The 13,124-nt window shown below is 54.8% G+C and carries 13 protein-coding genes and 1 pseudogene; 9 read left to right on the top strand and 5 right to left on the bottom strand.

Annotation, left to right across the window (positions count from 1 at the left end):
• The first annotated feature begins 982 nt into the window (after window positions 1-982).
• The gene (locus EPL01_RS02280; protein WP_135823657.1) at window positions 983-1,591 is read left to right on the top strand and encodes a hypothetical protein; all 609 of its coding nucleotides are present in this window, start codon (window positions 983-985) and stop codon (window positions 1,589-1,591) included.
• Window positions 1,592-1,674: 83 nt separating this feature from the next.
• Here the strand turns inward: EPL01_RS02280 and EPL01_RS02275 are convergent, their stop codons facing one another.
• Window positions 1,675-2,016 (bottom strand): hypothetical protein, encoded by a 342-nt coding sequence (locus EPL01_RS02275; RefSeq protein ID WP_135823656.1) that lies wholly within the window; start codon window positions 2,014-2,016, stop codon window positions 1,675-1,677.
• 333 nt (window positions 2,017-2,349) lie between these two features.
• On the opposite strand from EPL01_RS02275, the gene EPL01_RS02270 reads away from it, so the two are divergent.
• The 8 genes from EPL01_RS02270 to EPL01_RS02230 all read left to right on the top strand — a co-directional run bounded on the left by EPL01_RS02270 (window position 2,350) and on the right by EPL01_RS02230 (window position 8,420).
• Window positions 2,350-2,697, top strand: coding sequence for a MarR family transcriptional regulator (locus tag EPL01_RS02270; RefSeq protein ID WP_135823655.1), 348 nt, complete (start codon window positions 2,350-2,352; stop codon window positions 2,695-2,697).
• A gap of 599 nt (window positions 2,698-3,296) precedes the next feature.
• Window positions 3,297-4,496 (top strand): outer membrane protein assembly factor BamB family protein, encoded by a 1,200-nt coding sequence (locus EPL01_RS02260; protein WP_168215783.1) that lies wholly within the window; start codon window positions 3,297-3,299, stop codon window positions 4,494-4,496.
• Between the two features lie 397 nt (window positions 4,497-4,893).
• Window positions 4,894-5,511 carry a hypothetical protein gene (locus EPL01_RS02255; protein WP_135823652.1) on the top strand — a complete coding sequence of 206 codons (618 nt, stop codon included), beginning with the start codon at window positions 4,894-4,896 and terminating at the stop codon, window positions 5,509-5,511.
• 329 nt (window positions 5,512-5,840) lie between these two features.
• Window positions 5,841-6,332: a DUF7995 family protein gene (locus EPL01_RS02250; RefSeq protein ID WP_135823651.1), complete on the top strand. Its 492-nt coding sequence runs from the start codon at window positions 5,841-5,843 to the stop codon at window positions 6,330-6,332.
• Between the two features lie 126 nt (window positions 6,333-6,458).
• Window positions 6,459-6,983, top strand: a complete 525-nt coding sequence (locus EPL01_RS02245) for a DUF7342 family protein (protein WP_210424048.1) — start codon at window positions 6,459-6,461, stop codon at window positions 6,981-6,983.
• A gap of 5 nt (window positions 6,984-6,988) precedes the next feature.
• A complete protein-coding gene (locus EPL01_RS02240) occupies window positions 6,989-7,432 on the top strand; it encodes a hypothetical protein (RefSeq protein WP_135823650.1) in 444 nt (147 codons plus the stop codon).
• Window positions 7,433-7,728: 296 nt separating this feature from the next.
• Window positions 7,729-8,127 (top strand): DUF6166 domain-containing protein, encoded by a 399-nt coding sequence (locus EPL01_RS02235; RefSeq protein ID WP_135823649.1) that lies wholly within the window; start codon window positions 7,729-7,731, stop codon window positions 8,125-8,127.
• Window positions 8,128-8,150: 23 nt separating this feature from the next.
• Window positions 8,151-8,420, top strand: coding sequence for a DUF7389 domain-containing protein (locus EPL01_RS02230; protein WP_135823648.1), 270 nt, complete (start codon window positions 8,151-8,153; stop codon window positions 8,418-8,420).
• 219 nt (window positions 8,421-8,639) lie between these two features.
• Here EPL01_RS02230 and EPL01_RS02225 read toward each other — a convergent pair whose 3' ends face one another.
• The 4 genes and pseudogenes from EPL01_RS02225 to EPL01_RS21370 form a co-directional block, all read right to left on the bottom strand.
• Window positions 8,640-8,954, bottom strand: coding sequence for a hypothetical protein (locus tag EPL01_RS02225; protein WP_135823647.1), 315 nt, complete (start codon window positions 8,952-8,954; stop codon window positions 8,640-8,642).
• Complete coding sequence (locus tag EPL01_RS02220; protein ID WP_135823646.1) at window positions 8,951-9,619, bottom strand: hypothetical protein; 669 nt, start codon at window positions 9,617-9,619, stop codon at window positions 8,951-8,953. The genes EPL01_RS02225 and EPL01_RS02220 overlap by 4 nt, the downstream gene beginning before the upstream one ends.
• A 42-nt stretch (window positions 9,620-9,661) precedes the next feature.
• The gene (locus EPL01_RS02215; RefSeq protein WP_168215782.1) at window positions 9,662-10,405 is read right to left on the bottom strand and encodes an Imm49 family immunity protein; all 744 of its coding nucleotides are present in this window, start codon (window positions 10,403-10,405) and stop codon (window positions 9,662-9,664) included.
• 26 nt (window positions 10,406-10,431) lie between these two features.
• Window positions 10,432-13,124 (bottom strand): annotated as a pseudogene (locus EPL01_RS21370) (hypothetical protein); the annotation flags it as partial.

Below are 13,124 nucleotides of genomic sequence, written 5' to 3'. Positions count from 1 at the left end.
GTGTACACGCTTGACGGGAGTAACGGTCAATCGACCTGGGCGTGACGACAGAGTTTGCGATCGGTGCGGCGTACGCCACGCCGGTATTCGACGCGACTAACGTCAAACGGCAACGTCGGGAAGAACTGAGCAAATAGCTCGACTGTCTCGAATCGAAAATACACCGAGTTCATGTTGTTCGGTCGCGTATCACGAAGAACTATTTGTACGGTGGCGAACAGCTATATTGATGACGCCCTCCAGACGAAAACTCCTCTCAGCTCTTGGCGTCGCTAGCACGTCACTACTGAGCTATTCCGGTACTGGCCGAGGAGCTCCGCCTTCGGTCCCGGAAACGACGTGGAGTCGAACCTATGCTACCAAGGGTCGATACGCGGGAATACAGACAATTGTTCCCGTCGGTGATGGGTATGTTCTCGCTGGAAACGTCGAAACGCAGACTTACCAAGGACTGGTGGTTCGAACGGATACGGCAGGCCGGGTCCAATGGCAACGGGCAGTTAGCGGTTCTCCAAGTCTCTTCACTGCAGGGGCTCGACATCCGAATGGCGGTGTCGTTCTGGCGGGGACAACCAACGTTAACGAACAAGTTCACATCAATGACGAGGCACCGCTCTCTAGTGACCCATGGCTTGTTCGCTTCGACGAAGACGGAGACATAGTGTGGCGTCGAACGCTCCAGCCGACCGCTGGCAGTGGCGGCATCAGTAGCATCGCGCCGATGGCGGACGGCTTTCTCGTCGGTGGTGAACGTCGTGTCGACAGAGACGAAACGTCCCGGCCGTGGGTTGCGTCCGTCTCGACGAGCGGCCATCAACGCTGGGCGAAACCACTCGCCAGTCCGGATCGACAGGGTGGAGTAAACGCGGTCGCTGCCTCCGATAATGCGTTGTATGCCGGGGGGTCCACGAAGCCTGCTACAAGTGACGACTATGGCAGAAGCGAAGTCCCCTTCGTGAGTTCACTTACCGCCGACGGTAGCGTGCAGTGGACGTACACCGCCGATGAACCGAAAGGCGCTCGAATTGCGGATCTCAGTCCGGATGCGCGAGGTATCGTCGCCGTCGGTAATCGTGGGTTCTCCTACGACGATGATGGGCAAGGCTGGCACTTCCGTCTAACTGTAGCTGGAGACGTCGAGTGGCGACACTCTCATTCAACTGGACCCTGGAATTGGCTTGCGGAGGTTGCAGTTCTCGACGATGGTTATCTGCTCGTAGGTACTCGGGAACGCACGCCAGATAAGTCGCGTGAAAATGGGCCTCGCGGTGCGTGGGTTCTGCGAACGGGACCGACTGGACAAGTACAGTGGGAGACAACCTATTTCGACGGCCAGCACAGTACTGGCGATGCAGTTCACGTCCTCGATACCGATGCGTTTCTCATTGCTGGACAGACAGGAGCCAATGGGAACAGAGTCGGATGGCTGATGAACGCTGGTGGCCCTGAACCGAAAAACACCTCCGACGTCTCTATTTCGATCGGAAAGTTCATCGACCAGACTCCGTCGAATGCTGACGATATCGCATTCGGTGCGGTGGTCGGCGCTGGTACAGTCACAGCACTCCAGCACGTATTCAGGGACGATTGAGATGAGACGCGATACGACTTACTGGTTATAACAAGCACATTCTGATACCCTATCGAAGGAACTAAGCAATTCGTACTACGAATCTACTGAGTCCCGGCCTCTACGGGAGTCTCTTCACAGTCTGTTGGTACGACAAGGAGGGATGCCTCAGGGAAATTGCCCGTAACGATATTGACTTTGTGACAGTCGTTGCGTTCACCCGCCGCAGCGGTCAGTTCAGCGTCTCTCCATTCACTATCCTTTGTTTTTGCTCGGACTACCCACCGCTGGGCGTCAGCATTGTCTTTCCACTCGTTAAGAACAATCTGGGGCCGTTCTTTCGGCGAACCGGGGGCGAGCTGGTATGACGAGTTGAGGACGGTCGTTCCATCGCGGATGACCTCGACGGCTACTTCAAACGACTCGTCGGTACTGTTTGCAAGCACTACCTGACCGAGTCGCTGTGTTTTCAACCCTAGTTCCGCCTTGAGGGTTGCACACCCTGCAAGAGACGGGAGGACTGCTACACCACTACGTCGGAGGAGAGCCCGCCGAGGAAGGGAACCAGTCACATCGGATAACAGTTAGACAATTAGAAGAAAGCACCGATAGCAGGGATATCGATGTATTTGATCCACGCTCGTATCGCTCACCACTAGGTCATCCCGCCCAACAGTAGAGATAGAGTCATACCCGTCTTCAGATGTCGGAATTCTCCTCACTACAGTTGTAACAAACATCCCAAATAGCCATGGGTCAACGGTATCAACACTAGTTCTATGTCGAGCGGCACCATCGATATCGACGAGTTCGAGAACGCCGACGACGACGAGTTTGAGGAGCAAAACGATACCGAGCGGATCGTGGTGTTCCTTGACGAGAACGACGACCGTGCGTGGAAGGCGGCGACGATTGCCGAGCAACTTGAGTTGGATACAGGCGCCGTGAGTGCGATTCTCTCACGACTGAAGGAACGAGGTCTCGTGCGGCACAAGCGTCCGTACTGGGCGATTACTGACGATGAGGAACGGCTCCGGGCCGCCTACCGCCTCCACCAGCACCACCAGACCGCAGACGAACAGTATGGCGAGGAGCATCTTGAAGAGTTGAAAACCGACGAGATATGAGTAAGAAAGAACCCCGTTGGGCCGAGAACGCGGATGCAGAAGAGCGTGTCCGCCATGTCACGCTAACGCGGACTGAGCCACGTACTGCGGAGTGGGTTGCTGGGGAGGCAGACGTCCCACGCGACTATCCGGAAAGAGACTCTGGAGGAGTCCTTCGAGCGACTCGAGTTCTCGGTCGTCGGATGTGGGTAGCCCGACGTAGTATTCGAGGCGACCATCGGGTGAAGCAGTGAAGAGCCATTCGAGTGTCCTCGGATCGGGTCAGTCTTCGAGCTAAGTCGTCGTGACCACGAGCGCTCGTCGTCGTTCGTGAGCAAGCGATGGAGATGGGTAAATTGCGTAGTCACAGAACCGACTGAGAGCGAGTCGGTGGTCGGCTGGATTCGAATGTAGCGTCGTTCGAAGGGGGTCTGAGAGGAGTCGTCGAAAGGCATGCGGAATCCGTCGAATCGTCTATTGCTCACGCTGTAGCCCGATAAATTCTCGTTCAGGCGAACCGAACGCAGAGGGTGGGTAACAGGGTTTCCGGGACTCTTGGTCGAGAACCGAGATATAATCATTCAGAAAACTTTTCCAGTATCAATGGGACTACTCCGATGATGCCCTCCCCAACGTTCTCGCGGCGAGCCCTCCTCACCGCGGCCAGTGGACTCACAACTGGTCTCGCTGGCTGTGCTACCTTCGAAGAGTCTGGGTCGCTCCCGTTAGGCGACTGGCCGCAGGTAGCCCGTACTCCGACGAATACCGCCTTCTATCCGAATGCGACCGTGCCCTCGAAGGTCACCGAAGCGTGGGACGCTCATATTGGCGGCTGGCCCTACACCTCTCCCATCGTCGGTGATGGTCGAGTGTTCATCGCTACGCAGAACACGCTCACCGGAATTAGAGCCACGAGCGGCAAGCGCACCTTCGAATCCGACCTCCCGCACGAACCCGGTGGGACACCTGCCTACGATTCCGATAGTTCGACAGTCTACGTGCTGGCCTACGACCGAACGACCGATGAGGAAGGTGCATTCGTCTACGCCTTCGACGCCACGGGCGGCAATAGAAAGTGGGCACGGAAAGTCGGCGACGACGCAGTATATGCACCCACTCTTCGGAAGGGCACAGTTTACGCTCGGACCAGCAACGCCGTCGTCGCACTCTCGAACGGCGAGGAGTTGTGGCGATACAACGGTCTCGAACCGCTCGAATATCCCGAGTATAATATCTCGGACTCGCTCGACGTCACAGGGAACGTCGCGCCCGCGGTAACCGGAGATCGGGTCTACGTCCCTGTACAGCATGGCGTCCTCGCACTCGACCGCAAGACGGGCAAACAGCGCTGGCAAGACGACGTGAAGTACGCGCTGGGCGTCTCAGTCGGCGAGCGCGGTGTCTACGCGCAGGGCTACAAACAGCTTCGAGCGTTCACTCTCGACGGCTCAGGTCGCTGGACGCGCGACGACATCGGCGGGACCTCTGCACCGACGCTATCCGGCGATGCAGTATACGCCAAAGATGGCGATACAGTCCGAGAACTTGACCCCAAGAGTGGTGAGACCCGCTGGTCGTTCGACCTTCGGACGACCGTCATGTCGTCTCCATCGCCGATACTCGAGAACGCCATCATCGCACCGAGCCATCGCGCGGTCGCAATCCGACGTGGGAACGGTCTCAAGACGAAACTCTCCGGGCGGAAGCTCTGGGAGACAGAATTCGATCCGGCCCAGACCGCTGCACCTGCTGTCGGTGCAGGACGTCTCTTTCTGGTTGATCCATTTCGACAGCGACTCGTCGCCTTCGAGTCCGCCTAGGGACGTAGACGACGTGTGGCTAGTCCCCGCAATTGCACTCCAGCGATCTGTCGAAGAGACCACAACTGACAGCCACCAACGCGAGCGACCAACCAGGAGGCACCTCGAGTGTCGTGAGTGCGACCGTGGTACGGGGCACCGACTCCTCGACTTCGAGACCGTTCCAGACGACGAGTGGAGTGGTCACCCGATGTGGGAGTGCCACGTCTGCGGAATGCCTCGATACGGGCCAGAACCCAAAGTGGGCAAGTAGGCGAGATGGTAATCTTAGCAGTAGTTAGTAGTACGGTTTCTTTGTTCACTTTGTAGTCCGTAACTGTCTCAGTAGTTTTGCTCAATACATGGTGAATAGTTAGTGTTTCGCCAATTATATTTTTGAGGGGCATATAGTGCGGATATGTCCCTCACTAGCAGTCAAGTAGACGAGATTGAACACTGGACGGGGAGACTCTTGGCGATTGCTGGCGTCCTGATACTCATTGAAGCTGCCAGCGGTGCCATCAGTGAGAGTCTACGTGGGATTCCGTTTGCATGGCTTCTCACGTCAATTCCGTTCGGAATCGGCTTTGTCTTACTCCCGCTCGTGCTGCTTAGGTCGTATCAGTACCTCTCGGACCGTACACCGACATCGGCTATCGTCGGGGTTGCCCTCGTGGCGGCGCTTCCGGTTGGGGCCGTCGTCATAGTAGCGTGGGCTGTCGCGGCTGACGCCAGTAGTATCGTCCCCGACGTAACCGTCCTGCCGGTCAAGATCGATACTGTCTTTTTCACGCTCTTGGCCGTGTTCGCGGGTGGCATTGCGACATTTGGACTCTCTTTGCTTCGGTACGACCGAACCCGACTGCTCGGAGGGGCGTTACTGATGTTTGGATCGGCCTGGAGCCTCCCGCTGGTCGTCGTGGGACTATCAGGAGTGTATCCAGGGTGGCTTTCTCCTCTTCTCGTCGCCTCAGTGGCGACAACAATGATAGCCATCGGCTACTGCTTCCCACTAGTCGAACCTGAGAGTCGATGAGAACAGACGTTGTGCTGTACTTATCCTCTAAATCTTGCACGCCGTTTGTAGCAAATCCTATAGACAAACCAGTCGTGTCATACGTCGCTTCCTTAAATCGGACGTCAGTTGCATCGGTGATTCTGAATGAAGAAATCGTGCTACCCTCTACTGTTAACCAACAGACGAGCGCGTATTTCGGCATTGTTGGTTAACTACAGTCCAACTCACAACTCCTTCCCAGTTGGACGATGTCAGTCCGTGTTTTTCTGCGCCGACGATGAATGCTGGCGCAACAAACAGTAGCGCGGCATGTAGTCGCGTGCGTCGGCAGATCGAAGTGAAAACCAATGCATATGGTGATTTACTCGCTGGTAGAGGCATCGACACGAGACGACGCACTCACAACTGGAAAGACAGTATTTGACCAACTCGTCGGGGCTAACCCACACGCAGATGCTGTGTTCGATTACTACGTGACGTTCGATGAGTCGGGCACGTCAGTCGCTGGGAAGGCCCGGTGGGGCGACCTGCCAGTAGCAGTTCCTGTGGAATCCGACGATGGTCAGGAACTGCTAGAACGTGGGTGGGAGGCGACGAAGAGCGAGTTCGAGCGGAATCTTGACCGCGTCCGGGACGCGCTTGAGGAATTGAGCGGCGAGGAGATTATGCGCGATGACGGACTCGCCCGGCATGCGTTCCACCAAGTCGGCGCGTACGACGGCCCCACCATCTTCCTGTATGACGAACACGGCAGTGGTATTCGGCACCGAGACCAGCTCGACAGCATCCTTGACGAGAGCGAAAACCTCTGGATTGTCCCAACAGACGTTCACTACTGAGCACCTGAAGTAGCCAAGGAATGTGACGGAGTGGACGAGATTTTAGGCTGGAATTGGACGAGTAGACCGAGAATAATATATTTCCAGTACAGTAGATATATGTTCGAGCAGAGCGTAGATACGAGTATGTCCGACGACCCCACCCAAAACGATAACCAGAATCAAGCGTCGATGACGCGTGGTGAACGAATCCGCGCGGCTGCGCGGACGCTCCAGACACCGCGTACTGCCTCGTGGATCGCCGATGAGACAGACGCGTCGGTGAAAACAGCCCAGAAATATCTCAACCAACTCGTCGAGGACAACGTGCTCCGGAAGATCGAGCAGGGCGACCAGACGCTCTACTGCGTCGACCAACTCATGGCGACCTACCGTGAAGTCGCTGCGCTTCAGCGCGAACACGACCGCGAAGCACTCACGACCTCACTCGAATCCATGCGCACCAAAATCAGGGACTGGAAAGCTACCTACGACGTCGAGACACCGGGTGAACTCCGGGCGAGTATCGCCGACCTCGACAACTCCGAGGAGATCGAAGAACGACGGGAGGTTGCCAGCGAGTGGGAGCAGCTCAAAGAGCGCATCCCGGTCGTCCGGGCAGCACTCAACGAATACGACTGGGCAAACGAGCGTGACGCCCTCCCTGCCTAATACAGATGAGGCTACCAGGAACGACAAGCAGTTCAGTCTACGAGGGGCTGAAGGACGTCCTGCAACGACACCCAACCACCACGACGGTTGCCTACAAACCGGATAGTATCGTCAGGCAGTTCCTACAGGCAGAAATCGACCCAAGCCGTGTCGTCCCACCAACGGGACCAGAGCCACCAGCACTCGACGTTGAGTGGCGGTTCGTTGAGGATGAACCGTACTATCGCATCCACTACGCTGATTCGAATACAGGGTTCAATTGTGGCTGGCATCGCGACCACGACCATCAGGACCTCGGGCCAGTTCACTTCCAGTACGAACACCCCGTTGCGGGCAAACGTGACCACAAGCCTGCCGAATTCGAGAAGACACTTCCAACAGAGGTTCTCTGGACCGCACTCGATCGACTGTTTGAGGAGAAAATCCCGACACTATCGGATGAAGGCTGACATCAACTAGTTTCATCACCGCCGAAGTGACATTCGACGAGTCTGGCACACCAGTCGCTAGCAAAGCCTGCTGGGACGACCCTCCAATTGCAGTAACGATAGATATGACGACTGGCTTGCCCGGCACGCGTCAAGAATCCCGACCGTATCACGAAGAGTAATACGTTCTGGATTGTGCCAGCAGACGTTCACTACTGAGCGCCCGAGCGAGCCAGGAAACATGACGGAGTGACCGCGTAAGTTTTTCACCCCCTAAGGGGTGCGGGGGAACTTGAAGTAGTCCCTCGAATTGAACCATGAGTGGAACAATCGACTCGCAGTCGCTTGAACAGACACGGCCAAACCAGAATCAGGATATCGTCTACGTCGGCTACCGGCGGTGCGGACGCGCTGTTGTGGAAAAACAACCCGGACAAGAGGTGACGCCAGAGCCGAGTCTCGAACTGGCGAACCACAGTCCCTCGGGTTTCGGCTGGGGATACGGTGGAAGTGGCCCGTCGCAACTTGCGCTAGCACTCTTGCTGGACTATACCGGCGACGAGGATGTCGCACTAGCCCACTACACTGGGTTCAAAAACCGGGTCGTGAGCCAGTTAGACTGCTCTCATCCTGAAGGGCACTGGCGACTCACCGGCACCGACATCGAAAATGCCCTTCGTGAACTGTCCGACGACGTGGTCGCACCGTCCAACTGAACACTAAGTAATACAGCTACACCATGTCAGAACACAACTCGCCGTCTCGCGCAAGCAACGAATCGAAAGCGACCAATGACGAATCGTCACCAACGGAGTACGTTGAGCGGAGCGACGTCGGTGTCTCGCTCACCGTGAAACTCAAGCGAGGGACTGGGACGCGGGATGAAGACCAGATTAAGGCGAAGGTCAAAGCGAAAACGCTTGACGACGCCCGTGACGATATGGACGCACTTCGAGCGTATATTCGTGATCTTGCCGAGGAGGCTCGTCAGATTCAACCGGTGGAGTGAGACGAACACGTAAATGAGTCAAACGGGGTTTAGACTCAAATAGCTCTGTTAAAACCCTTAATCTCTGATAGGAGGGGACATGCGAAATTTGTGGTGCGAATTGACCATGGGACTTCCCATTATTTACGTATAGTATTCCGAGAGATGTGCTGAATATAGAGGCTGTGTTCAAGAAAATCATCGCTTAAGGGCACAGATTTGTCACCTACTGCTCGCGGTTCAGACGTACCTGAATATCGCGAGCCACCAGATGTTCGGACCGGGGTCAGTCAAGGTCTCTATCTGCTCAGGCATCTTGTCCGGCTCTAATACCCCGTGTGGGGCTACTGTAAGATGCACTTCTGTGCTTTCCGGGGTTGAGAGCGCCGAGCCAGTAAATGGTTTACCGGTCGTTGAGATGTGACCGCTTAGGGTGAGGGTGGAATCGTTGACCAGCTCGCCGGTCACGAAGAACCCGCCTTTTCCCGCGGCCTCTCCAAATGGCTCATCCGCGCCACAACCATTGACACCGTCTTCTGAATAGATAGTCTTCACTCCAATTCTAACTCTTCACGCCGTCTTTTTGCATCTGTAATCTCCTTCTGGAGACGCTGAATCATTTGGTTATCTTCAAGACTAGGATTGAGATCTATGACTGTTTCATAAAAATTCTCCGCTGTTTCGATGAGTTCAGAAACCCATTCTTTTTTCGCCACAACTGCGCTTGTATCAACCGAAAGGCGTTGGTCAGGGTTACGTACACCCTCAATGGTTGCGCATCCAGTTAGCTTGACTGAGTCCTCGTCATGCGGTTCAAATACAAGCCACATTGGTCCATTTTCGTACTCAATAACTACCTTTTCATCAGCGAGTATTTTCCTAAGTTCCCCCAACTGAACGATTAAATTAGTCGTCATATAACCACTATTCATGTAATTTTCATCACCAAACACATATGTGTCTCCTACTTTGACTCTCGTTCTCACAATCGGATCCGGTCGTTCGCGTTTTGTTACGGATTCCTGGAACTCAGAGTCGTATTGAAGTTCAATTGAGACACTATCAGCAGTCATCTGTATCACTTTACCCATTTTCGACTTTTCCATTTGGGAGAACAGAGACTCGCATTCCGCTAATCCCCGAATTTGGGCAACTCTCCTCAGTTGGCTCAAAATAACACTTCCATTTTCCCAATGGGACGATCTCTCGCCTTCTTTCATCGATCGGTAAATGAGTTCACGGACATTCCTCTGATCAAGGAACTAATCATCTCCTTCGGCTATCGGAAGAATATATTCACTTTCGATACTTACGCCGGTTTCCTTTTTCCTCGCAAGCAACAACAAAGCCGTTGCAGGAAGACTGACCGCTTCCTTGGTCGTCGTTGGCTCACCTTTAACTGTCGAGGAATGGTGGTCTAGCAATTGCTGTATTCCTTCTGCTACCATATCTTCATCAGTAGCAAGAATACCTTCGACGAAAGTAGCGATAGCACCGAAGAACTGTCTCATTTCTGGTCGCAAGCCGTCAAGAGAGTTATTGAGTGACTGGAAATTCGCCTTGGCTTCTCCTGTGTCAAGGATAACCGACGCAAGAGCCTTTGCGGCATAGTACTTGAAGTCCATATCCGGAAATTCAGTAACGTATGTGGTGTCCATTTCGAGCGTTGTTCTCGCTACCTCATCCAGTAACTCCTCATCACATGCGAGAGGTGCAGTATACAGAGCATCAAGTAGGTAACTCGGTTCACTTTCACGATTTCCTTTGGTGATCTCGTCTTGACGTTCACGTGCCGTACGGACACCCGACAGATAGTAGTCTACCGCTTCGGCGAACTGTTCGCACGCCTTCGATTCTTCGCCTAAGAGCGAAGAGTATACACCGAGGCTACGATAGTCACCACCTAGTGAATTATAGACTAAGTGAACCCTATCATGCGGGACCTCTCCCTGTTTTAGATTTTCCTTTGAATCATCAATCATATCCTTGATGAATTCACGTTTCAACCGTAGCTCGTCCTCTGTTTTTGAGATCATTTTACGACTTTTCCGAGTTTGATAACATCCACCCTCGTTATCCGAAGGTCGTTGAGATTATCTAAAGCCGTTTGCCCATCTGGCTTCGCGTTCTGCGCTGTTACGAGTTCTTTTCGGATATTTCCTGTCTCGAAGGCTTGTTGCAGTTCCCTTACCATTTTTAGCTGCTCTTTTGTCGTGGCTTTGTCCCTCATCTCATCAATTGTCTTTCTAATCCATTCATCAGACATTTGCTTGCCCTTTGTTTCGGTACCATCTAACCACGTCTTTTTAGAGATACTACCGCCTTTGCTCTTGAATTTTGCTTCGATGATGACCCACGTGGGACTATCGGGGTCTTTCGCAATCACGTCGAAACCAGTATCCTCAGTCCCGGTATCGAAGGGGTCACGAACGTCGTACCCGCGTTTGTCGGCCAACTTCGGAGCAATCTCATCCTCAACAATATCTCCTTTTTCTGTCTCAGAGAGTTCTGAAAGGTCCCTGTCGCCAACACCACCTTTTGTTCGCACGTACTCCTCACCATCCTTGGGATACTTTACGCTCACGTCCATACCATCTCGCTCTGCGTTAATTGTCAGAGTATCACCATCAGCCCGAACTGTATCGATTTGGTCCGTGTTTTTAACCAGCTTACTGAGAGTCCCAGTATCAAGACGAGTGATTAGTTTTACCGCATCGCTATCTGCATCGGCGAGCAGACGGATTGCTCGATCCCGGGCAACCCCGTCTGCCGCGTCAATCCGTTGAATGGCGTCCTCTATTTCCTTTGCAGATACCTCATCCTCGTCACTCGCCTTGACAACCGATTGGGCAGCCTGCTTACTAGTCTCCTTATCCAAACAACTCTGGGTGTAGCTCTGAATGCTTAGACCCGAACGTGAACACGACGCTCGAAAATCGAATATATCCTCAACAGAATCTTTATCCAGCTTATTTATTGCCTCAACTCCGTCGTCACCTGTGTACGCTAAAACCGTTCGCAGGCGTGCCTCCTGCGAGGGCGACAGGTCGTCAATCTTGTTACCATCAATCTTCCGTAGATGCCCGTACAACCGAGTCTGTCCAGCGGCCGTTTTCGCCCCGCTCAAGATCCGTTGACCACTTTCTTTCGCCAGCCAGGTACTTCCTTCCCCGAGGCGAGTGCCTAGCTTGTAACTGCCACGTTTGACGGGTCCTGTCGTCCGGCCCTTGGCCGCGTCGAGGTACCGTTGGACCTGCGTCAGCCGACCATTCCGGTCGAGTTTGTCAACTACATTTGAGAACGTATTCGTACTCTTAACCGCATTCTTCGCCTGCCCACCGACGATGATCGCAACGACTTCGAACGCGACGTAGCCGAGGTAGTAGCTCGCCCGGAACGACTCGTACTCGTGTCGCTCACTCGGGTCGTTCGGGTCGTACGGATTGGCCTGTTGTTGTTGCTCCTCGAACCCCTCAATTAGTTGCTGGGGAAGCGTCTTGAGGAGTTTCTTGACGAGACCCAACTGGTTAACGAGTCTGGCGAGTTGCTGGAGCGACCGGAGAAACCCAAGTGGATTCTCGACCACCGCGTTGAGGGCACGAGCAGTACTTCCCGCGCCGACGGTAAAGCCCGAAAATAGACCCACACTACTTGCTGCCGCTGTTTCGTTCCCATCGTGTTCGTCGACGAGTTCCTTCGCCAGCGACCCCCAGACGGTCGCGCGCTCCATCGCCACCTTCGTCCGCTTATTTTTGTTGCGGTCGCGGGCACGGACCTCGACCGTGGTCCCTGTCAGCCCGTCGAAAATCGTCTCTTTTGCGCCGGTCTCGAACTGGGCCGACCGACTGACGTGCCGGTCGCCATCCCACGAGGCGTCAGTTTTCACCTCGCCGTTCTTGACGAGTGCTGACGATTGGAGTCCGCTCGGGTCATCCGCTGAGTAACCGATAGAGTAGACAGTCTTTGCACTCCACGCCTTCTTCTCGAATTTCGCCCGGAACACGCTGATTTCCGGCCCTTTGTAGTCGTAGAGCGTCGGATCGGTATCGTAGGCCAATTCGTCGCCGTCGGAAATCCCATCGCCGTCGGTGTCCGCCCGCGATGGGTCAGTCCCGAGTTCGAGTTCTTCCCCGTCCGGAATTCCGTCGCCGTCGGAATCCTTCCGCATGGGATCTGTTTTGACAGTCCGCGATGCGAGATGACTTCCCGGGTCGCCGTCGTTATAGAGCGCGGCGAGGAATTTCTTCGACTTCTCCTTCGATTTCGTGTACTGGACGGGGTGACGTTCGTACGTTTCCTCGTAGTCGTCGAGTCCATCAGCGTCGGAGTCGACTTCGGTCGGGTCGCTCTCCAACTCGAAGTACCCGCTATCGACGTAGCGGGCGATGTGACCAGCTACCTCCTTCCCGTCAGAAATCCCGTCACCGTCGGTATCAGCGTCGTAGGGGTCGGTATAAATCCGGCCGGTCCCGGTCTTGATACCGAGTTTCTCCAGCCCGTTCGTCAGGCCGTCGCCGTCGCTGTCGCGCTTCGTCTCGACGTCGAGATACGGCAGACTCGCCCCCGAGAGGTTCTGCTGATGTACCCAAACTTCCACCGTCTCGCCCGTCGGATTCTCGAACGTCTCGTCGATGTAGGCGCTCTCGAACGCGCGCTCGCCGTCTTCGCCGCTGAGGTCGAGGACGTGGCGCGTCTCCCCACCGACTCGAACCGCGACGGTGACGC

The organism is Halorussus ruber, assembly GCF_004765785.1.
Taxonomy (GTDB): domain Archaea; phylum Halobacteriota; class Halobacteria; order Halobacteriales; family Haladaptataceae; genus Halorussus; species Halorussus ruber.
Note: the sequence above shows the minus strand (reverse complement) of the source record. Positions and strands in the feature narration are given on the sequence as shown.

Bases quoted from the DNA above. Each gene is read 5' to 3' on its own strand.
- EPL01_RS02270 (WP_135823655.1), top strand. From the start codon at position 2,350: ATGTCGAGCGGCACCATCGATATCGACGAGTTCGAGAACGCCGACGAC.
- EPL01_RS02260 (WP_168215783.1), top strand. From the start codon at position 3,297: ATGCCCTCCCCAACGTTCTCGCGGCGAGCCCTCCTCACCGCGGCCAGT.
- EPL01_RS02255 (WP_135823652.1), top strand. From the start codon at position 4,894: ATGTCCCTCACTAGCAGTCAAGTAGACGAGATTGAACACTGGACGGGG.
- EPL01_RS02250 (WP_135823651.1), top strand. From the start codon at position 5,841: ATGCATATGGTGATTTACTCGCTGGTAGAGGCATCGACACGAGACGAC.
- EPL01_RS02245 (WP_210424048.1), top strand. From the start codon at position 6,459: ATGTCCGACGACCCCACCCAAAACGATAACCAGAATCAAGCGTCGATG.
- EPL01_RS02240 (WP_135823650.1), top strand. From the start codon at position 6,989: ATGAGGCTACCAGGAACGACAAGCAGTTCAGTCTACGAGGGGCTGAAG.
- EPL01_RS02235 (WP_135823649.1), top strand. From the start codon at position 7,729: ATGAGTGGAACAATCGACTCGCAGTCGCTTGAACAGACACGGCCAAAC.
- EPL01_RS02230 (WP_135823648.1), top strand. From the start codon at position 8,151: ATGTCAGAACACAACTCGCCGTCTCGCGCAAGCAACGAATCGAAAGCG.
- EPL01_RS02220 (WP_135823646.1), bottom strand. From the start codon at position 9,619: ATGAAAGAAGGCGAGAGATCGTCCCATTGGGAAAATGGAAGTGTTATT.